The organism is Amaricoccus solimangrovi (genome assembly GCF_006385685.1).
Taxonomy (GTDB): Bacteria; Pseudomonadota; Alphaproteobacteria; order Rhodobacterales; family Rhodobacteraceae; genus Amaricoccus; species Amaricoccus solimangrovi.
In genome coordinates this window covers 1-20,108 of sequence record NZ_VFRP01000028.1, presented here as the reverse complement: position 1 = coordinate 20,108, position 20,108 = coordinate 1, and the positions used below count along the sequence as shown (strand labels likewise).

Here is a 20,108-nt window from a genome sequence, read left to right as displayed (position 1 = left end):
TCGAACTCGTGAAATCTTCGCGGTCAGGCGGGCTTATTCGGCCATGACCATGGCTTTCTGGGCGGCGAACGTCGTCCGGAACTCGGACGGCGACATTCCCTTCAGGCGAAGGAAATGGCGGTTGAAGTTCGAGAGATTGGAGAAGCCGACATCGTAGCAGATCTGCGCCACCCGGGTCTCGGGGTGGGTCAGCAGCATCTGGCAGGCGAGGTCGATCCTCAGCTGGTTGCGGTAGCGCACGAGCGTCGTGCCGGTGTGGCGCTTGAAGGCGCGGGAGAAGGCGCTCTGGCTCTGGCCGACCATCGCGGCGAGCTCGGTCTCCTCGATCTGCTCGGTCAGGTGCTCGCGCACATGGGCGAGCGCGCGGTTGATCCCGCCGTCGCCGAAGCGCGTCAGGTCGAGTTCGAAGCTGAGGCTCGCCAGGACCTCGTGGCCGGGCGCCTGGCAGAGCAGATCGAGGATCTCCCAGAAGAGCGCGAGCCGGCGCAGGCCCCGCGCCTCGATCAGCGCCTCCATCAGCGGCCGCGCCCGCGCGCTCGTCTCGTCGTCGAAGATCAGGCCGCGCCGGCTCCGCTCGAGGAGCGGGCGCAGCGCCTCCATCTCGGCCATGGCCGCGCTGGCCTCCTCGATGAAGGCCTCGGGGAACTGGATCACGAGCGAGCGCAGCGGCACGACCTCGCCGGGCGCGATGTCGCTGATCCAGTTCTGCGGCAGGTTCGGCCCGGTCATGATGAGCTGGCCGGGCCGGAAGGAGCCGACGAAGTCGCCGACGTAGAAGGTTCCGGAGGTCGCGGTGACGAGATGGATCTCGTATTCGGGATGATAGTGCCAGCGCACCGTCCGGAACGGATAGCCATGCATCCACGCGGCGAAGGACTCGCCCTTGCGGATGTGGACCAGTTCCAGATCTGGCTGCACGGGTCTTCCTCCAACCTGCGTCGCTTTCCCCGGGAAGCGGGTGGCGCTTGTTCTGCGGACGCGCCGGACGCAGCGGAAACCTAGGTTGGGGACCGGGGCGGATTCCACATCAAGGCGAAGAAAAGATCGATACTTTTTTGCGTGCGTTCTGTCGGAAAACGACCGGTTTCGCGGAAATGATCCATCGCTGCTTCGCCGCGCCGCGGCAGAAGCTTGCGCGAGCAGATCGCCCTACCTGAAGTTCTCCAGTTAAATACCTGATCTTTCGATCGGTATCGTCTTGTCTCGGGCGTGTTGGCAAGCGGCGCGCCTCGCCTTCGTGGCGGCGCGCGTCTCATACTTTTCCGCATGGCACACGGCGCGTTTCGGATCAGGCGCGATCCCGGCGCGCGGCGGCGCCGGGACGAAGGCGCGGGTCGGCGCCGGTCAGTCCGGCATGACGATCTGGAGCTTCACGTCGGTGTCGCGCGCCTCGACGGCGCGGTCGAAGGCGGCGACCGAGTCCTCGAAGGGAAGGCTCGCCGAGATCAGCGGCTTCAGGTCGACCTTGCCCGAGGCGATGAGCGCGATCGCGCGGTCGTAGACATTGGCGTAGCGGAACACGGTCTCGACGCGGAGTTCCTTCGCCTGGAGCCCGACGATGTCGACGGGCACCGGATCGACCGGCATGCCGACGAGCACGATCGCGCCCCCCGGCCGCGCGAGCGCGGGCAGGCCGAGGATCGCCGGCGCCGCGCCCGAGCATTCGAAGACGACGTCGCAACCCCAGCCGTCGGTCGCCGCGGCGACCGCCTCGGAGAGCGCGCGGTCGCGGATGTTGACGGTCTCGATCCCGTCGTAGGCGCCGATGATGTCGAGCTTGGGCTGGGCGAGGTCCGCGACGATCACCTTCGCGCAGCCGCCGGCGAGCGCGGCGAGCGCCACCATCATCCCGATCGGGCCGGCGCCGGTCACGACCGCGACGTCCCCGGGCTGGATCCGCGCCCGGAGCGCGGCCTGCATGCCGATCGCGAAGGGCTCGACCATCGCGCCCTCGGCGAAGGAGACGCTCTCGGGCAGCCTGTAGGTGAAGGCCGCCGGATGGATCACCTCGGGGGTGAGGCAGCCATGCACCGGCGGCGTCGCCCAGAAGGTCACCGCCGGGTCGACGTTGTAGATCCCGAGCTTGGCCGCGCGCGAGGTCGGGTCGGGGATCCCCGGTTCCATGCAGACGCGGTCGCCGGGCTTCAGATGCGCGACCTCCGCCCCGGTCTCGATCACAATTCCCGAGGCCTCGTGCCCGAGCACCATCGGCGCCTCGACGACGAAGGGGCCGATCTTGCCGTGGGTGTAGTAATGCACGTCCGAACCGCAGATCCCGACCGTGTGCGTCCGGATCCGGACGTCCCTGGGCCCGAGCGTGCCGGGGATATCGAAATCGCGCAGCGAGAGCCTGCGCTTCTCCTCCAGAACCAGCGCCTTCATCCGGGCATCCTCCTTGAACCGACGTTGCCGGGCCCGCGCGCGGGGCCCCGGGAGCAAGCTCATGGCGGGCGATCGCGGCGTGTGCAAACGGAATTCCGCCGCCACGCGTGCGAAGCCCGGCGGGGAGGAAAAATCGTATCACTCTCCGGGAGCCCGGCCATCGGAGCCACTCGCGGCCCGCCCGCCCGTCAGGCCTCGGCGGGGCGATGATTCGTCGAAGGCGCTTCGCTTGACCGGTCGCTCATGGCGATCCGCGCGGCGTGGCGGGAACGGACCTTCCGGGTGTTTCGCCGCGCGCGGCCCTGCCCGGGTTTCACGAGCCGATCCTCACCTCGCGCGCGCCGAGGATCGGATCGGGTCCGATGGAGTCAGGGCGTCAGGCCCGCGCTCTCCCGGTGAGATAGGGCTTCATCCATCCGAGCCCCGCGCTGGTGCCGGCCTTCGGTTTGTACTCGCAGCCGACGAAGCCGTCGTAGCCGAGCCGGTCGAGTTCCCGCAGCACGAAGGGATAGTTGATCTCGCCGGTCCCGGGCTCGCCCCGCCCCGGATTGTCGGCGATCTGGACATGGGCGATGCGCCCGCGCAGCCGCGCGAAGGTCCCGATCAGGTCGCCGCGCATCACCTGCTGGTGATAGACGTCGTACTGGATGTGAAGATTGTCCGATCCCACCGCGTCGAGGATCCGCCCGGCGTCGTCGGTGGTCGGGATCAGGAAGCCCGGCATGTCGCGCAGGTTGATCGGCTCGAGCAGGAGCCTGATCCCGGCCTCCGCGAAGCGGGGCGCCGCGTGGCGCAGGTTCGCGACCAGCACCGCCTCCAGTTCGGCCCGGTCCGCGCCCGCCGGGGCGATCCCCGCGAGGCAGTTGACCTTGTCGCAGCCGAGCGCCTCGGCGTAGCGGATCGCGGTCCCGACCGAGGCGCGGAACTCGTCGACCCGGTCCGGCAGGCAGCCGATGCCGCGCTCGCCGCCGGCCCAGTCGCCGGCGGGCAGGTTGAAGAGCGCCTGCGTGAGGCCGGCCGAGCGGAGCGCCGCCGCGACCGCCTCGGGCGGATGTTCGTAGGGGGAGACGTATTCGACGGCCGGGAAGCCATCCTCCGCGGCCGCGGCGAAACGGTCGAGGAACGGCAATTCGGCGTAGAGAAAGGACAGGTTGGCGGAGAATCTGGGCACGGTTCGGTTTCCTCGGGCGGCGGATCTCGTTCTGCGCGGCGGAGATGAGGCTCGGCCTACAGGCTCCGCGCGGCGCCGAACAGACCTGTTCGGCCTCGCCGCCCTTCCGTCACGCGCGGATCGGTCGCGCGCGGGTTGAGGCAAAGTGACGCGCGGGGCCGCGGGAGGGCGCGGGACCACCTATATCGCCGGGACCGGGAGAAACCCGGGGGAAACCGATGGAGGCGAGACGACATGGACCGGAACGACCAGCAGGCGATCGAAGGGCTGTTCTCCAGGCTGGCCGAGGCGGAGCGCGCCGCGCCCGCGCGGGACGCCGCGGCCGAGGGCTTCATCGCGCGGGCGATCGCGGCCCAGCCGGGCGCGCCCTACTACATGGCGCAGACCATCGTCGTTCAGCAGGCGGCGCTCGAACAGGCCCAGGCCCGGATCGAGGCGCTGGAGACCGAACAGGCGCGGGCGGGCGGCGGCGGCTTCCTCTCGAGCCTCTTCGGCGGTGGCGCCCGCCCGACGCCCCGGCCCGCGCCGGGGAACGGCCCGGCGACGCAGGCCATGCGCGCGCCCCATCAGGGCGGCGGCTTCCTCGCGGGCGCGGCGCAGACGGCGGTCGGCGTCGCGGGCGGCGTTCTGCTCGGCAATGCGATCGCGGGCATGTTCTCCGGCGATCCCGCGATGGCCGAGGAGACGCCGCCCGAGGAGGATGCCCCGGCGGAGGAGATGAGCTTCGACGAGGACTTCGAGATGTGAGCCCGGGGGCGCCTTCGCGACGGGGCGGAAGGCGCCCTCCCCTCGTCACGGGTTTCCGATCGCGGCGTCGCCATCCTGACCGGCGGGAGCCGGATCCGTCAGCGAGCCGTCAGCGGGAATCGGGCAAGGGAGGCGGATGAAGATTCCAGGCCTCGCGACCGTCCTGCTCGTCGTGCCCGTGATCGGCAACGCCGATCTCGACGACAGCGACCGCGCGCGCCGCGCGCTCGAGCGGGGGGAGGTCCTGCCGCTGCGCGAGATCCTCGGGATCGTCGAGCGTGAGATCGACGGCCGGATCATCGAGGTCGAGTTCGAGGCGAAGGATGGCGGCCATGTCTACGAATTCGAGTTCATCGCCCCGGATGGGCGTTTGCTCGAGGCGGTCGTCGATGCGAGAACCGGCCGCGTGATCTCGGTCGGGGAGGATGATGACGACTGATGCGCGTACTCGCGGTGGAGGACGATCCCCGGATCCGGCGCGACCTCGTGACCGCGCTCTCGGCGGCGGGATTCCGGGTCGAGACGGCGAGCGATGGCGAGGAGGCCTGGTTCCTTGGCGACACCGAGGAATATGACCTCGTCGTGCTCGACCTCGGACTGCCGTCGATGGACGGTCTCGCGATCCTGAAGCGCTGGCGCGCGAACGGCCGTGACATGCCCGTGCTTGTGCTGACCGCGCGGGGCGCATGGGTCGAACGGGTGGAGGGGATCGACGCGGGCGCCGACGACTACCTGCCGAAGCCTTTCCACATGGAGGAACTGGTCGCGCGCTCGCGCGGGCTCGTCCGGCGCGCGGCGGGACGGGGCGCCGCCATCCTCGTGGCAGGCTCCCTCACGATCGATGGCAATCGCATGACCGTCGCCGTCAGGGGCGTACCCGTTGCGCTATCGTCGCTGGAATACCGGCTGATCGCCTATCTGGCGCTCCACCGCGCGCGGGTCGTTCCGCCCACCGAATTGCTGGAACATCTCTATGGCGACGACGACGCGCGGGAGGCGAACGCGCTGGAGGCGCTGGTCGCGCGGCTGAGGCGCAAGCTCGGGCCGGGGCTGGTCGGCACGCGGCGCGGCTTCGGCTATTACCTCGAAGCGGACGCGTGAGCGGCGGCTCGATCAGGCTCCGCCTTCTGCTCGCCGGCGCCGCCGCGATCCTGGCGGCCCTCGCGCTCGCCGCGGTCGGGCTGCGCGTCCTCTTCGAGCGGCATGTCGAGCGGCGCGCCTACGCGGAGATGCTCGTCGATCTCGATCAGCTGGCCGCGGGTCTCTCGCGGGCGCCGGACGGCTCCGTGACGGTGACCCGTCCGCCGTCCGATCCGCGTTTCGCGCGGCCCCTCTCCGGCTCCTACTGGCAGGTCGAGACCGACACGGGCGGCCCGTCGCGCTCGCGCTCGCTCTGGGACGGGGCGCTGGATCTTCCGGATCCCGCTCCGCCGCCCGGCACGCCGCGGGAAGACGCGCTGGAGGGGCCGGGGGGCGCGACCCTCCTGCTTCTGGAGCGGACCCTGACGCTCGCCGAAGGGGGCGGCGTATCGCGGGTTCGCACCGCCGTGGCGCTCGACCGGAGCGAGGTCCGCGCGGCGACCCGCGCCTTCGTCGGGGATCTCGCGCCCTATGTCGCCCTGCTCGCCGCGATGCTGATCGCCGCGGGCGCGGCCCAGGTCGCCGTCGGCCTCCGCCCGCTCGCGAAGGTCGGGGAGCGCGTCGCGGCGGTGAGATCGGGGGAGAAGAGCCGGCTCGGCGCGGATTTTCCGCGCGAGATCCGTCCGCTCGCCGCCGAGGTGGACGCGCTCATCGCCGAACGGGAGGAGGCGCTCCTGCGTGCCCGCGGACGTTCGGCCGATCTCGCGCACGGGTTGAAGAGTCCGCTGCAGGCCCTGATCGGGGAAGCGGACCGGTTGCGTGCGAAGGGAGAGCGCGCGGAGGCCGAGGGTATCGAGGAGATCGCCCTGGCGATGCAACGCCACGTCGATCGCGAACTGGCGCGCGCCCGCGTCGCCTCCGCGGCGCGCCTCGCGCTCTCGGAGCCGGCCGGGGTCATCGACCGGCTCCTCGCCGTGCTGCGCCGGACTCCGGAAGGCGCTCGCCTCGGCTGGCGCGTCGATGCCCTGCCCGGCCTTCGCGCGCGCATCGACGCGGATGACCTGACCGAGGCCCTGGGCGCGCTGCTCGAGAACGCCGCGCGTCACGCGCGCGCGGCGGTGGAGATCCGCGCGTCCCGCGCGGGGGGCCGCGTGGTGATCGAGATCGCGGATGACGGTCCCGGCATACCTCCGGAACTGCTCCGCACGCTCCGGACCCGCGGCGTCCGGCTCGACCTCGCGGGCCCGGGCGCGGGCCTCGGATTGTCCATCGCCTCGGAGATCGCCGCCGCCGCCGGAGGCGCGCTGGCGCTGGAGAATGGCCGCCAGGGGCTCATCGCCCGGCTCGACCTGCCGGCCGCCCCGCCCTCTTCCTGACAGCTTCCTGACACCCGCCGTCAGACCGGCGTCAGCGGGGATGTGCTCAGGAGGGGATGACATCACAATCGAGGAGATCACCGATGCACATCGACGGCGACGCCGGCGGCAACGTCCTGCGCGGAACCGGCGCCTTCGACCGCGTCCGCGGATTCGGGGGCAACGACACGATCTTCGGACGTGGCGGAGACGACCGCCTCCTTGGCGGGAGCGGTCATGACGAGATCGAGGGCGGTTCGGGCGACGACCGGATCAAGGGCGGGACCGGGAACGACGAGATCGAGGGCGGCTCGGGCGACGACCGGATCTATGGCGGCGACGGCGACGACGAGATCGACGGCGGTTCCGGGCGCGACCGTCTCTCGGGCGGCGTCGGGCGCGACGAGCTCGATGGCGACCGGGGCGACGACAGGCTTTTCGGGGGCGCCGGCGATGATGAACTGGATGGCGGCGAAGGCTCCGACCGCCTGGTCGGCGGCGCGGGCGACGACCGGATCGATGGCGGCGAGGGAGACGACGTGCTCGTCGGAGGCGCCGGGGCGGATGTCTTCGAGTTCGACGATTTCGGCGGAGCCGACGTGATCGAGGATTTCGAGCCCGGCCTCGACCGCCTGGACGTCGAGGAATTCGACTTCGCCTCCGCCGCGGCGGTTCTGGAGCGGGCGACGCGCTCGGGCGACGACGTGATCCTCGATCTGGGCGAAGGAACCGCGGTCACCCTCCTCGGCGTCCGTCTCGGCGATCTCGGCGCTTCCGACTTCATCCTCACCTGACCCCGCGAGCGCGAGGCGCGTCCGGGCGCGGCGCCCTCGCATCCACCCCCGGCCGCGCCGGCTTCCTCCCGGGATGAAAGAGGTGACCTTCCAATCGCAAAGCGATATGATCGGTACAGTATCCGCTTGATTCCACACGGGAGAGCACTCGGCGCGCTCCTGAATCGAAGGGGTGAGCCGTGGCAACCTACGTTCTCACGAGCGGCGACGATTATCTCGCCGGAACGCCGGACGCGGATGTTTTCGATGGCATATCGAGCGATGGAACGCCCGGCGCGGCCGGCGGAATCGACATGCTCTCGGGCGCCGGCGGCGATGACGATTTCCTGCTGGCGCCCGGCTATGGCGACGGCGGCGCCATCGACGGCGGCGCCGGTTTCGATCGCGTATACCTGCGGGGCGATACCCTGGGCGCGCTCGCCTTCGCGAATGTCGAGCATCTCCTCGTGGAGAGCTACGAGGTGGCCCTTCGGATCGATCAGCTGAGCGCCTTCGCCGCGATCACCCTGCCCTCCGGCGGGAACATCTACCTGACCGGCCCGGGCGGCCCGATCGATTTCTCGGGCCGGGTCACCGGCACGACCGGCGTCGCGGTGAACGCGACCACGCTCTCCTCCGGCTACGACGTCACCGGCACCGGTCATGCCGATTCCTTCGCCAATACGCGTCACGACGACGTGGTCCGCGGCGGCGCGGGCAACGACCGTTTCGTAGGCGTCTATCGCGACGACGCCAGCGGCGGCGCGGATGCGCTTTACGGGGGCAACGGCGCGGATACGTTCGAGGTGCGGCGCCAGGACGGAACGATCGACGGAGGCGGCGGCGACGACGTGGTCGTCGCCGCCGCCTTCCAGCTCTACTCCTGGTCGCCCTATCGCGGCACGGGAGATCTCGGCGACCTGACATTCAGCAATGTCGAGCGGCTCGTCGTCATGTCCTGGGGCGTGACCTTCGCCACGCTGGAACAGCTCAACGCCTTCGCGCGCATCACCGGCGGGAACGACACCGGCCAGATCATGTTCCGCGTCGACGGCGCCGGCGGGTCGATCGACTTCTCGACCAGGCTGCTCCTTTCGAACGAGCGCGTCTGGCTCAGCGCCGTCGACGCGACCTCGGGCGTCGGGGTCACCGGCACCGCCAACGCGGACACGCTGGTGGGATCGGGCTACGCCGATACGCTGACCGGCGGCGCCGGGGACGACGACCTCGGGGGTGGCGGAGGCGGCGGCGACGGCGCCGACCTGATGAACGGCGGGGACGGCGACGACGACTACACCGCCGACGCGACGGACACGCTGATCGACAGCGCCGGGATCGACACGATCTTCGCCGCCGCGACCTTCGACCTCAGGCGCGGCCCCCGGCTTCAGGGCGATTTCGAGAACCTGACGCTCTATCACGGCTCCGGCGGGTCGGCCGACAGCGACGGCTATGGCAACGCCCTGGCCAACGTGATGACCGGAACCGGCGGGGACAACACCCTCGACGGGCGCGCGGGCGCGGACGAGATGATCGGCGGGGACGGCGACGACGTCTATGTCGTCGACAATGCCGGCGACAGGGTGGTGGAGCAGGAGGCGGGCGACCACGGCCACGACACGGTGATGTCGCGCGTGGCTTTCGACCTCGCGAATCCGGATCAGGCCGCCGGCCTGCTCGAGGATCTGGTGCTGACCGGCGCCGGCGACATTCGCGGGCTCGGCAACGATCTCGACAACATCCTGACCGGCAATGCCGGGGCCAATGTTCTCGATGGCCGCGGCGGCGCCGACACGATGGCCGGCGGCGCGGGCGACGACCGCTACCACGTCGACGACGCCGGCGATCAGGTCGGCGAGGCGAGCGGCGGAGGCTTCGACCGGGTGTTCTCGACGGTGACCTTCTCGCTCGCCGGCGGCCAGGCGGAAAATCTCGCGCTGCGAGGGAGCGCGGCCATCAACGCGACCGGCAACGGCCTCGCCAATGTCCTGACCGGGAACCCCGGCGACAATCTTCTCAACGGGGGTGGCGGCGATGACACGCTCGGCGGCGCCGCGGGCAACGACAGGCTGAACGGCGGCGCCGGCGCCGACACGCTGAACGGCGGGATCGGCGACGACATGCTGAACGGCGGCGGCGGGCCCGACGCGCTGAACGGCGGCGCCGGGCTGGACGTGTTCCGCTTCAATTCGGCCTTGGGCGCCGTCGACGCGATCATCGGCTTCAACGCGGCCGCCGACACGATCGAGATCGCAAAGGCGGTGATGCCGATGCTGACGGCGAAGGGCGTCCTGGCGAGCGGCCTCTTCGCGGCCAATGCCACCGGCTCCGCGCGGGACGCGGACGACTTCATCCTCTACGACACGTCGCGCGGCGAACTGTCCTACGACGCCGACGGCGACGGCGCGGGCGCGGCCGTCGTCTTCGCCGCGCTGAGCGGCGCGCCGACGCTCACCAGCGCGGACCTCGTGGTGATCTGAGGCGGGGGTGGGGATCCCGCCGCGTTGCCCCGGAGGGCCGGGGCGCAGGGGACCCCGGACGGGGAGGGAAACCGGAGTGCCGACGCTCTACTTCTCGCGCAACCCCAATCCCCGGCTCGCGGTGGCCACCGCGAAATACCTCGGATCGGAGATCGAGTTCGTCTGGGCCTCGCCCTTCGATCCGGCGTCGAGCGAGCGGTTCCGGAAACTCAATCCCTCCCTCCGCGTTCCCATTCTCGTCGAGGACGGGACCACGCTCTGGGAAGCGGATGCCATCGCCTGCCGCCTGTCGATGTCGGCCGGATCGACCTTCTGGCGGCTGGATCCGGAGCTTCCGGAACTGATCCGGTGGATCAGCTGGGGCAAGGCGAATTTCGTGCATGCCTGCGACATGGTCCATTTCGAGTTCGGCACCAGGCAGCGTTACGGGCTCGGCCCGGTCGATCCGGTGAAGGTCGCGGAAGGCGAGGCGCTCTTTCGCGCGAGCGCCGCGCAACTCGACGCGCATCTCGAGACGAGAGCCTTCCTGCTCGACAGCGGTCTGAGCTACGCCGACTTCCGGATGGCGACCTTCCTGCCCTTCAACGCCGCGGCCGGCCTGCCGCTCGCGGACTATCCCGCCATCTCGCGCTGGAACGACCGCCTGTCGCGGATACCCGCCTGGGCCGACCCCTTCGCCGGGCTGGCCGCCCCCGAACTGCCGTTCGTTCCCCCGCGCGCGCGGTGACGGGCCGCCGCGCCGCGATCCGGTACGCCCGCGCCACCGGGCGCGGCGAAGCCCGCGGAAGGCGTCGGGCGGCGGACACCGGGCGTCACTCCACCGCCTCGATCTCGCCCGGGCGCCAGGACTTGTCGAAGAACGCCTCGAGCGGGCTGTAGAGCCGCAGGATGGTGACCCAGCCCTTCCCGGGGTCGGTCTGGATCCAGTTGCCGCGGCCGACGCCTTCCGGCTGCTCGGGCGCGAACCAGATCGTCGTCGAGCCGTCCGCCGCCGCCTCGGCCGCCGGCGAGGGATAGGACTGGCTGCCGGCGCGCGGGTATTTCTGCGGCGTCTGGAGCATCGAGCGGGTCTGGTTGTCGTAGAGGGTGAAGGACCAGAACTCCCCGGCCGGAATGCCCTTGGGCAGCGTGACCCTGTAGGTCTTCGCCCCGTCGAGGAAATGGCCGTCCCCGTCCTTCGCCGCGAAGAGATACTGCGAGCCGACGCCCGGCAGCCGCATCGCCATCGCCGGCGTGATCCCCGTCGCCATGTAGAAGAACGAGGTGCGCGCGTCGAGCTGGCGGTAGCCGGTCGGCGGATAGGGCTTCGCCCCTTCCCGCGTGATCTCCGGAAGCGGGGTCTCGAACTGGTAGCCGCCGAGGAAGAGCGGATTCCACCATTGCGAGTCGGGATAGTAGAACCACTCCGGATCGCGCGGATCGAAGCCGAGCGTCCGGCTCGTCGCGTTGGCGACGGCGGCGGCCTCGGTGAGGATCCCGCGCATGCGCGCGTCCGGGGCGAACTCCCTGCCCTTCTCGATGCCGATGGCCGCGATCGGCCCCATCAGCTCGGGATCGATCACATCGGCGGGCTCCGCCTGCACCAGGTCGTTCAGCATCTCGTAATAGCTCAGATCGTTCGGCGGGATCGTGTTGATGACGAGGCCGGTGCCCTCGTGGAACACCGGCGTCTCGGGCGTCGCGTCCCGGCCGAGCTCGACGCCGCCTTCGAGATATTCGGCGATCGAGGTGCCGACACCCCCCGGCGCGTAGGGATAGATGCGGGTGCTGGACTTGATCGCCTCGACCGGCGCCTTCGGATCGTCGTTCTCGAGGAACGCGCGCCCGAGCAGCAGGACGCGGCTGGTGCGGGAATGCCCGACATAGAAGCCGCCCTCGGGCAGCGGGCCGTCATAGCCCGGCCCGACCAGCAGGTACTTGCCGCCCTCGCCCCGGTCCGGCCCCGGCCGGCCGAAGTCGGTCACCCAGTGAAACCACATGTCGTCGATGGTGCCGAGCGCGCCCGGCGGGGTCTCGACCACCATCGGGCCCTTCGAGAGATCGACGAAGCCGAGGAAATAGACGGTATCGGCGTTGGCCGTCAGGAACAGCGACGAGGAATCCATCAGCCCGGAGAAGATCAGGATCTCGTTGTCCTTGATCCCGGCGGCCTCGAAGCCCTGGCGCGCCGCCTCGACGCTGACGCCCCGGAAGGTGTCGGTGAAGGCGCGGAACGCATAGGTGAAGTCGAGATGATCGTAGAGCGCAGCCGCCGTCTTCGGCCCGGGCGCGCCATCGGTGAATTCGAGCGTGCCGAGCCGCGTCTCGACGCGGTCGGGCGTGGCGATCGCGGCGGGCGGTTCCTTCTGGCCCTGGGCGGCGGCGGTCAGCGGGACGGCGAGCAGGCCGGCGGCGGCCATGGCGTGAAGCGGAAGTCTCATGCTCGGTGCGATCCTCGATCTGGTTCGGTCCCGGTTCCGGGGTTTGGGAGGCTCCGGGGCCCGGCGAACCGGACCCCGCGTTGCGAGAATGGAGGACCGGCGCGGCCCTCTCAAGGAGTCAGTTGCTCGTCTGACGAGCGCCCCGGATCATCTCCTGCTCGGCGGCCGTCAGTTGCTCCGGGCCGAGCTTCACCGTCACCCGGTCGATCGTCCCGGTGAAGGGGAAGGGCACCTTGTAGTCGGACTCGTCCACCGAGGTGCCGGTATCGACGCCGACGTTGAAGGTCTCGACCCAGCCGATGCCGACCGGCAGGCTCTTCGGCATCTCCCTCGTATCGACCACCGCGTCGTCCACCTTGAGCGTGCCCGTGCCGCCCTTGCCGAGCCCCGGCGCGGACTGTTTCCAGTCGAAGACGAGCGTGTGATGCCCCGGCGAGAGCGCCTCCTTCCCCTGCCATTTCACGGTCTCGAGCTGGATCAGGTTCCAGGTGAAGGTCGGCTTGCCTCCGACGAGATAGAAGCCGTAGCCGGAGAACCGCCCGCCGTCGGTCATCAGCATGCCCTCGGCGCCACCCGCCGGGATCTCGACCTCGGCGGTGATCGTGTAGGACTTGTTCAGCAGGTCCGGCGCGCCGGCGACGCCCGGGAACGGCACGTTCATGAGCGGACCGGCGTAGGAGAATTCGTTCCGGCCCGGCGTGTAGCTCGGCTTCGGCGCCATGAAGCGCGGCAGGGTGCGGTCGTCGAGCGGGAAGACCCGGTACTTCTCCGCCTGCATCGTGAAGAGCTGTTGCATGTCGCGGAGCTTGTCCGGATTTTCCGCCGCGACGTCCTTCGCCTGGCTCCAGTCGGCCTCGATGTCGTAGAGCTGCCACTTGAAGCCGTTCATCACATCCGCCGGCGGCGGCGCCAGCGACAGATCCCACGGCGCGACCAGGGGCGGCGCCGCGGCGACCCAGCCGTCGTGATAGATCGCGCGGGAGCCGAACATCTCGAAATACTGCGTGTCGCGCCGGCCGGGGGCGTTGGCGTCGTCCCAGGTATAGGCCATGCTCACGCCCTCGATCGGCCGCTGCGCGACGCCGTTGACCGAGACCGGTTCGGGGATGCCGGCGGCCTCGAGGATCGTCGGCACGACGTCGATGACGTGGTGGAACTGCGTCCGGATGCCGCCCTTGTCCTTGATCCGGTCGGGCCACATCATCGCCATGCCGTTGCGGGTGCCGCCGAAATGCGAGGCGACCTCCTTGGTCCACTGGTAGGGCGTGTCCCAGGCCCAGGCCCAGGGCACCGCGTAATGCGGATAGGTCTGGTCGGTGCCCCAGGCGTCGTAGAACTTCATGTTGTCCTCGACGCTCGGGTGGATGCCGTTCAGGATCGCGAACTCGCTGTAAAGGCCGTTGAGCGTCCCCTCCGGACTCGCGCCGTTGTCGCCCGAGATGTAGATGATCAGCGTGTTGTCGAGCTTGCCCGCGTCGTCGATCGCCTGGACCACCCGGCCGATCTCGTGATCGGTATAGGCGAGATAGGCGGCGTAGACGTCGGCCTGGCGGATGTAGAGCTTCTTCTGCTCGTCCGAGAGCGTGTCCCACTTCGGCAGGTCGTCCGGCCAGGCGGTGAGCTCGGCGTTCTCCGGCACGATCCCGAGCTTCTTCTGGTTGGCGAAGATCGTATCGCGGAGCTTGTTCCAGCCCTCGTCGAAGAGGTGCATCGCCTCGATCCTGTCGACCCACTCCCTGGTCGGATGATGGGGCGCGTGGGTGCCGCCCGGCGCGTAGTAGATCATGAACGGCCGCTCGGGCTGCACCTCGTTCAGCATGTTGATCCGCCCGATCGCCTCGTCGGCCATCGCGGTGATAAGGTTCCAGCCCGGATGGCCGAGATAGGGTTCGATCGGGGTCGTGTTCCGGAACAGGTTGTTCGGTTGCCACTGGCTCGTGTCGTCGCCGATGAAGCCGTAGTAGTAGTCGAACCCCTTGATCGGCCCGGTCGGCCAGTCGGTGAACGGCCCGGCCTGGCTCGCCACCCAGGTCGGCGTGTTGTGGTCCTTGCCGAACCAGGAGGTGTCATAGCCGTTCTGCTTGAGGATCTCGCCGACCGCGACCGTGTCGCGCTTGATCACGCCGTCGTAGCCGGGGAAGCCGGTGGCCTGGTCGACCACGACCCCGGTCGCGACCGAATGGTGGTTGCGCCCGGTCAGCAGCGCCGCGCGGGTGGGCGAGCAGAGCGCCGTTGTGTGGAACCGGGTGTAGCGCAGCCCCTCGTCGGCGATCCGGTCGAGCGTCGGCGTCGGGATCACGCCGCCGAAGGTCGAGGGGGCCGAGAAGCCCACGTCGTCGGTCATGATCAGCAGGACGTTCGGCGCGCCCCGGGGCGGGGTGATCAGTTCGGGCCAGGAGGGCGTCGATTGCATGGCATTGGTGTCGATCTCGCCCCGGAACGGGCGGGGCGGGGCCGGAAGGTAGCGTCCGTCGATCGTCGTCGTCGCCCCGGCGGCGCCCGCCGGCGGTGTCTCGCCCGCCCCCTGGGCCGAGGCCACCGTCGCGGTCAGGATGAGCGCGAGGGTGAAGGCGGTCGCGGGCAGGGTCTGCCTCGTCACGTGCATGGCTCTGGTCCTCTGGTTCGTGTCGCGACCGCGCCGGGCGGCGCGGGCAAGCTGGATGTCTCGCGCCCCGGGCGGAGCCGCGCGGCTCCGCGTCAGTAGCAGGGCGGATAGGGCGGATAGCCGCAGGCCGGCCGCGCCGCGTCGACGGCGGCCGCGTCGGCCGCGCCCGCGTACCAGGCGCCGCGATAGGCGGTCCGGCGCGCGGCGCCTGCGAAGGAGAGCGGCGTGAGCGGCCGGCCGATGATGTCGATGAAGAGCGCCGCCGGACCCGTGGCGCCGTCGAGGCTCCCCTCGAGCACGTCGACGTCGAAAACGAGATCAGCCCCGTTCATCCGCGGGTTCCGGAGCGTCACCACGGCGTCGTAGACCTCCTTCTCGGTGGTCCCGAAGGCCGAGACGGTGGCGTTCGGCGGGTCGGCGTGGAAGCTGTCGGGATAGGACGGGTTCCATTCGTCGAGCAGCACGCTCGTCGGCGCGTGTCCCGCCGCGCGGACCGGGCGGTCGGCGAAGACGATGGAATTCGCCGCCACCGCCTTCAGCGTCAGCGTCCCCTCCGCGAGCGCCGCCCCCGCGGCGTTCATGACGATGAGCGAGGGCACGATCTCGGGGCGGGCCTTGCCGATCGTCTTCTGGAGCGGCACATGCGGCGCGGGGGGCGGCGCCGATTGCGAGAAGCCCGGCCCCGCGAGCAGAAGCCCCGCGGAGAGGAGAACGGAAACCAGCGTCGGTCGCAGCATGAAAGAACCTCCGGAGGGGCGGCCGGTACCCACGGCTCGCGCGGCGATCTGGCCGAATATGCATATGCATATCGAGCGCGCGGCCGGATCCCCGTCCGCCCTCGGTCGGATATGCATTTACATATTCGCGCCGATCCGGCGGGCCGGGTGGTTCGGGCGCGGCGGGTCCGCCCGCCGCGCGGCCGGACCCTGGTTGATGGAACGGGCGCTACTTGCCGGTGACGACGTCGATCACCATCATGTCGACCTTGTCCTTGCACTCGGCTTCCAGCTTGGTGTGGATCGCCTCGGCGGTCAGCTGCTGCTCCTTCGGCAACTGCGAGGTCTCGGTCTCGAGTTCCGCGATGGTCTCCATCTTGGTGGTCTCGTCCATCATGCTGTAGTCGCCGCAGGTGACTTCCAGCCCGGCGGCGAAGGCCGGCGCGCCGAGCAGCGCGAGAATCGCGGCTCCGGTCAGATAGCGTGTCATCATCCTCTTCCCTCTCCCATGGCCTTCCGGCCGTTGTCGCCCCCTGCCGGGAGCGGGCTCGGACGCGGGACCGGATCCCCGGTATCCGCCGCGTCAGATCGGTTCGGCGCCACGGGCCTCCCGGCCCGCCGGCTCAGCGTCGCCTGCGGTCGGAGAGCCGGATCACCTCCTCCTCCCGGACGGCGTCCGACATCTCCCCGAGAAGGCGGACGATCCAGCCCTCGCATTCCTCCCTCCGCGCGGCCCCGGTCGCGGAGCCGTCGCCCGTCAGCGTTTCGAGCGCGGCCTCCGCGGCGGCGAGTTCCTCGCACATGTCGCGGAACGCCTCGTCGCGCTCCGCCAGCCGGAGCACCCGGTCCGCCTTCTCCGGAAACCGCCGGAGAGCGGAGGCGAGGTCGCGCTCGGGCTTCCAGCTCATCGCACCCGTCCAGATGTCGCGATCCGGCACGGAGGTCGCGCCGCTCGTCCGGAGCCTGACCCGCCCGGGGGACCGGCGGAAGTATCGGGGGGTAATTAACCCCGTGGAACGCGCGTAAACCGCGCGGCGGACAGGTCGCGTAACGATTGGCAGGGCGAGGCCCGGAGAGTATAAGCCACGCGACGCCGGAGGATTGTCCGGCGCGCCGAGGAGGGGGTGCCTTGGAACAGGTGGCATACCGGCCCGAGGGGGAGGGCGGGTCGCTCGACCCGGCGCCCTGCCGCGCCCAGCTCCGGCGGATCCTCGAAAGCGACGCCTTCGACGCCACCGACCGCGACCGCCGCTTCCTCGCCTATGTCGTCGAGGAGGCGCTGGCGGGCCGGGCGGAGCGCATCAAGGCCTATTCGATCGCCATCGAGGTCTTCGGCCGCGACGCCTCCTTCGATCCGCGGACCGACCCGATCGTGCGCGTCGAGGCCGGGCACCTGCGCCGCGCGCTCGACCGCTACTACCTCTCCGCCGGCGCCGACGATCCGATCGTCATCACCGTGCCGAAGGGCGGCTACGTGCCGAGCTTCGTCGCGCGCGAGGCGGCGCCGGAGGCCACCGCGCGGCCGGAGGCCCCGCGACGTCGCGTCGCGCCGCTCATCGGCGCCATCCTCCTTCTCGCCCTCGTCACGCTCGCGGGGCTTCTGGGCGCCTTACGGTGGCCGCGCGCGGCGGCGCCCGCCAAGCCCGACATTCCGCGCGTCGCGGTCGTGGCGCCCCGGGTCGTCGCGGGCGACGCGCTCGACGCCGCGCTCGCGAGCGGCCTGACCTCGGAGCTCATCGCCGAACTCGCGCGGTTCCGGGACATCGTCGTCGTGGCCCCGCTGGAGGAAACGGCGGAGACGACGCCCGGGCCGGGCTACGCGCTCGACGGGACGCTCAGCCGCGACGGCGACGAGCTCCGCGTCAGCCTCAACCTGCATCGCCCCGTCGACGGGACGGTGGTCTGGGCGCGCAGCTACGCCGCCGATCTCGGGACAGAGCGGCCGCTCGCGGCCGAGACGCGGATCGCGGCCGAGGCCGCGACGGCGATCGGCCAGCCCTACGGCGCGATCTTCCAGGCCGACGCCGCGGCGCGGGCCGAGCGGCCGGCGGACCCCGCGGATGGCTATGCCTGCGTGCTCGCCTATTTCGCCTTTCGCGCCACGATCGACGCCGAGGGCTACGGGACGGTCCGGACCTGCGTCGAGCGCGCGGTCGCGCGCCTGCCCGACTATGCGACGGCCTGGGGATTGCGCGCCCAGGTCGCGATCGACGGCCGCCGCTGGGGTTTCGAGCCGGAGGCGGATCTCGGCCGCGCGCTGGCGGATGCGCGCCACGCGCTCCTGCTCGATCCGGCCAACATCCGCGCGACCGAGGCGAAGATGATGGCGCTTTATCTCGGCGGGGATTTCGAGGGGGCGCTGCGCGTCGGCGCGGCCGGGGTCGCGCTCAATCCCAACGACACGGACATGCTCGGCGAATACGGCTACCGCCTCGCGCTGCACGGCGAATGGGACCGGGGCTGCGCGTTGCTGGCCGACGCGCTCGCGCGCAATCCGGGGCCCCTGCCCTATTTCGAGACCGGCATCGCGCTCTGCGCCTATATCGACGGCCGTTACGCGGAGGCGGCGGCCCGGATCCGGTCCGCCGTGTTTCACGACGTGCCGATCTACCACCTGATGGCCGCCGCCTTCTTCGCGGAGGCGGGCGAGATGGAGGACGCCCGCCGCGAGCGGGACTGGCTGGCGGCGAAGGCGCCGGCGCTGCTCGGGGATCTCGAGGCCCGGGTCCGCCCCCTCGCCGGGCGGCCGGAGGATTACGAGCGGTTCGCGGCGTCGCTCCGGCGTGCCGGTATCGGCACCGAGTGAGCGCGACAGGGAGAGCGCCGCTACGCCGCGGGCGATGCCACCCGTTGCGCCGACCTCCGTTCAGCCGCACTCTCGCCGGACAGGGTCGGAACGGGCGGGAGAGCGGACATGCGACGTCATCTGACGGATAGCCGGCGGGGGACCGTCGCGACGGGCGCGAGCGCGACCGGGGCGGCGTCGTTCGGCGCGCTGACACTGGGCGCGGCGGCGCTCGGGGCGCTGGCCGTCGGCGCGCTCGCCGTGGGCGCCCTGGCGGTGGGGCGGCTTTCCGTCGGGCGGGCCCGGTTGCGGCGGGTGGAGATCGGCGAACTCGCCGTCGGGTGGCTCGCGGTCGGGACGCGGGCCGGCCCCGGCGTCGTGACCGAGGTGGCGCGGATCCGCGCGGCGCCGGGCATGGGCGACGCGCTGGCCCGCGCCCTGTCGGAGGAAATGGCCCGTAACGGGCACGCACCGGCGCCCCTGCGCGCGCATCGCTCGCGCGCCGATCCCGACCTGTTCCTGCTCCAGAGCCTCCGCGACGATGCCGGGGCGCACGCGGCGCCGGCCTTCGACGCCTTCCTCCGCGACGCGGCCCGGCGGCGGCTCATCCCGACCGCGTCCGGCGAACCGGTGGGGATCGAGAGCTACGAGGCGATCTGAGGGGATCCCGGCGTTGGACGTATCGCAGGAACCGGCGGCGATCTGTGTCGTCGACGGCGCCGGAGCGCTGCTGGCGGAGGGCAGGGTCGGAACCTGCCCGGATGCGATCGCGACCTGGCTCGGGTGCTGGACACCCGGGAAGATCGGCATGGAGACCGGCCCGCTGGCGGTCTGACTATGGAATGCGCTGACGGCGAAGGGGCTGCCCCTCGTCTGCCTCGACGCGCGCCCTGCCAACGCCGCCTTGAAGATGATGCCCGACAAGACCGACCGTCATGACGCGCGCGGCATGGCGCGGATCGCGCGGACCGGCTGGTTCAAGGAGGTGCGGATCAAGAGCCATGCCGCCTGCGTCACGCGGGCGCTGCTCACCGCCCGGGATGCTCTGGTCGGCGTTCGGGCGCGGCTCGAGAACGAAATGCGCGGACTCCCGAAGACCTTCGGCATCTGGCACGTCCCGCCACGGAGCGCCGGTCCGGAACCGCCAGAGGATGCCGTTGATGACCCTCCGGTCATCGACCCGCGGCACCCCTCGAGGCTTGTTCGGCAACAGCGGCTCGATGACCACCCATTGCTCATCGCTCAACTCATGCCGTCGCATCCAACCCTCCACTTTCGGAAGGTTGAACCAGAAATCAGCGCAGGTGGGAATCCTGCTTATGGGGCCACACCCTGGGCGAGAAGATCTCGGGCCTCCATGTGTCGCGGGGCACCCTCGGCAGCGGCGCGGTCGGTCAAGGAAGGGAGGCTCCGAGGCCGGCGTGCGAGATGAGCGGCGGGCGCTGGCAGGGCCGCCGGGGCGGCGCCTGCCAACGTATCCGCGCGACCGGGTGCCTACTGCGCCAGCCAGGACTGGAAGCGGCCGTCGAGTTCGTCGCGGTGATCGGCCCACCAGGTGTAGTTGAAGAGGAAGCCGGTCTTCGCGTTCTCGGGA

Annotated in this window: 18 protein-coding genes and 2 pseudogenes; 11 read left to right on the top strand and 9 right to left on the bottom strand. The window is 70.8% G+C overall.

The window, feature by feature from the left end:
* Positions 1 to 33: 33 nt before the first annotated feature.
* The 3 genes from FJM51_RS19480 to hyi form a co-directional block, all read right to left on the bottom strand.
* Positions 34 to 918 carry a helix-turn-helix domain-containing protein gene (locus FJM51_RS19480; protein ID WP_140455807.1) on the bottom strand — a complete coding sequence of 295 codons (885 nt, stop codon included), beginning with the start codon at positions 916 to 918 and terminating at the stop codon, positions 34 to 36.
* A 426-nt stretch (positions 919 to 1,344) separates the two neighbouring features.
* Positions 1,345 to 2,382, bottom strand: a complete 1,038-nt coding sequence (locus tag FJM51_RS19475) for an NAD(P)-dependent alcohol dehydrogenase (RefSeq protein WP_140455806.1) — start codon at positions 2,380 to 2,382, stop codon at positions 1,345 to 1,347.
* 376 nt (positions 2,383 to 2,758) lie between these two features.
* Entirely contained in the window at positions 2,759 to 3,553 is a 795-nt protein-coding gene (gene hyi / locus FJM51_RS19470; protein WP_140455805.1) for a hydroxypyruvate isomerase, read from the bottom strand.
* A 234-nt stretch (positions 3,554 to 3,787) separates the two neighbouring features.
* On the opposite strand from hyi, the gene FJM51_RS19465 reads away from it, so the two are divergent.
* From FJM51_RS19465 to FJM51_RS19435, 7 genes are all read left to right on the top strand, one after another.
* Positions 3,788 to 4,300, top strand: a complete 513-nt coding sequence (locus FJM51_RS19465) for a DUF2076 domain-containing protein (protein ID WP_140455804.1) — start codon at positions 3,788 to 3,790, stop codon at positions 4,298 to 4,300.
* A 136-nt stretch (positions 4,301 to 4,436) separates the two neighbouring features.
* The gene (locus FJM51_RS19460) at positions 4,437 to 4,739 is read left to right on the top strand and encodes a PepSY domain-containing protein (protein WP_140455803.1); all 303 of its coding nucleotides are present in this window, start codon (positions 4,437 to 4,439) and stop codon (positions 4,737 to 4,739) included.
* Complete coding sequence (locus FJM51_RS19455) at positions 4,739 to 5,401, top strand: response regulator transcription factor (RefSeq protein ID WP_140455802.1); 663 nt, start codon at positions 4,739 to 4,741, stop codon at positions 5,399 to 5,401. Before FJM51_RS19460 ends, FJM51_RS19455 begins: the two co-directional genes overlap by 1 nt.
* A complete protein-coding gene (locus tag FJM51_RS19450) occupies positions 5,398 to 6,756 on the top strand; it encodes a sensor histidine kinase (RefSeq protein ID WP_140455801.1) in 1,359 nt (452 codons plus the stop codon). The genes FJM51_RS19455 and FJM51_RS19450 overlap by 4 nt, the downstream gene beginning before the upstream one ends.
* Positions 6,757 to 6,839: 83 nt before the next feature.
* A complete protein-coding gene (locus FJM51_RS19445) occupies positions 6,840 to 7,529 on the top strand; it encodes a calcium-binding protein (RefSeq protein ID WP_140455800.1) in 690 nt (229 codons plus the stop codon).
* A gap of 179 nt (positions 7,530 to 7,708) precedes the next feature.
* The gene (locus tag FJM51_RS19440; protein ID WP_140455799.1) at positions 7,709 to 9,988 is read left to right on the top strand and encodes a calcium-binding protein; all 2,280 of its coding nucleotides are present in this window, start codon (positions 7,709 to 7,711) and stop codon (positions 9,986 to 9,988) included.
* 76 nt (positions 9,989 to 10,064) lie between these two features.
* Positions 10,065 to 10,715 (top strand): glutathione S-transferase family protein, encoded by a 651-nt coding sequence (locus FJM51_RS19435; protein ID WP_140455798.1) that lies wholly within the window; start codon positions 10,065 to 10,067, stop codon positions 10,713 to 10,715.
* 85 nt (positions 10,716 to 10,800) lie between these two features.
* Here FJM51_RS19435 and FJM51_RS19430 read toward each other — a convergent pair whose 3' ends face one another.
* The 5 genes from FJM51_RS19430 to FJM51_RS19410 all read right to left on the bottom strand — a co-directional run bounded on the left by FJM51_RS19430 (position 10,801) and on the right by FJM51_RS19410 (position 16,637).
* The gene (locus FJM51_RS19430; RefSeq protein WP_140455797.1) at positions 10,801 to 12,408 is read right to left on the bottom strand and encodes a DUF1254 domain-containing protein; all 1,608 of its coding nucleotides are present in this window, start codon (positions 12,406 to 12,408) and stop codon (positions 10,801 to 10,803) included.
* Between the two features lie 118 nt (positions 12,409 to 12,526).
* Positions 12,527 to 15,013 (bottom strand): arylsulfatase, encoded by a 2,487-nt coding sequence (locus FJM51_RS19425; RefSeq protein ID WP_140455796.1) that lies wholly within the window; start codon positions 15,011 to 15,013, stop codon positions 12,527 to 12,529.
* A 92-nt stretch (positions 15,014 to 15,105) separates the two neighbouring features.
* Positions 15,106 to 15,750, bottom strand: coding sequence for a hypothetical protein (locus tag FJM51_RS19420; protein ID WP_210240353.1), 645 nt, complete (start codon positions 15,748 to 15,750; stop codon positions 15,106 to 15,108).
* Positions 15,751 to 15,958: 208 nt separating this feature from the next.
* A complete protein-coding gene (locus tag FJM51_RS19415; protein ID WP_140455795.1) occupies positions 15,959 to 16,219 on the bottom strand; it encodes a hypothetical protein in 261 nt (86 codons plus the stop codon).
* Positions 16,220 to 16,352: 133 nt separating this feature from the next.
* Positions 16,353 to 16,637: a hypothetical protein gene (locus tag FJM51_RS19410; RefSeq protein ID WP_140455794.1), complete on the bottom strand. Its 285-nt coding sequence runs from the start codon at positions 16,635 to 16,637 to the stop codon at positions 16,353 to 16,355.
* 221 nt (positions 16,638 to 16,858) lie between these two features.
* On the opposite strand from FJM51_RS19410, the gene FJM51_RS19405 reads away from it, so the two are divergent.
* The 4 genes and pseudogenes from FJM51_RS19405 to FJM51_RS25370 form a co-directional block, all read left to right on the top strand.
* On the top strand, positions 16,859 to 18,535 hold the full coding sequence (locus FJM51_RS19405; RefSeq protein ID WP_140455793.1) for a hypothetical protein: 1,677 nt from the start codon (positions 16,859 to 16,861) through the stop codon (positions 18,533 to 18,535).
* Between the two features lie 108 nt (positions 18,536 to 18,643).
* On the top strand, positions 18,644 to 19,174 hold the full coding sequence (locus FJM51_RS24190) for a hypothetical protein (RefSeq protein WP_210240352.1): 531 nt from the start codon (positions 18,644 to 18,646) through the stop codon (positions 19,172 to 19,174).
* A 13-nt stretch (positions 19,175 to 19,187) separates the two neighbouring features.
* The gene (locus FJM51_RS23885) at positions 19,188 to 19,349 is read left to right on the top strand and encodes a hypothetical protein (RefSeq protein WP_181164643.1); all 162 of its coding nucleotides are present in this window, start codon (positions 19,188 to 19,190) and stop codon (positions 19,347 to 19,349) included.
* A gap of 12 nt (positions 19,350 to 19,361) precedes the next feature.
* A pseudogene (locus FJM51_RS25370) lies at positions 19,362 to 19,544 on the top strand (IS110 family RNA-guided transposase); the annotation flags it as partial.
* Positions 19,545 to 19,610: 66 nt separating this feature from the next.
* Here the strand turns inward: FJM51_RS25370 and FJM51_RS19395 are convergent.
* A pseudogene (locus FJM51_RS19395) lies at positions 19,611 to 19,775 on the bottom strand (transposase); the annotation flags it as partial.
* Positions 19,776 to 20,108: the final 333 nt, after the last annotated feature.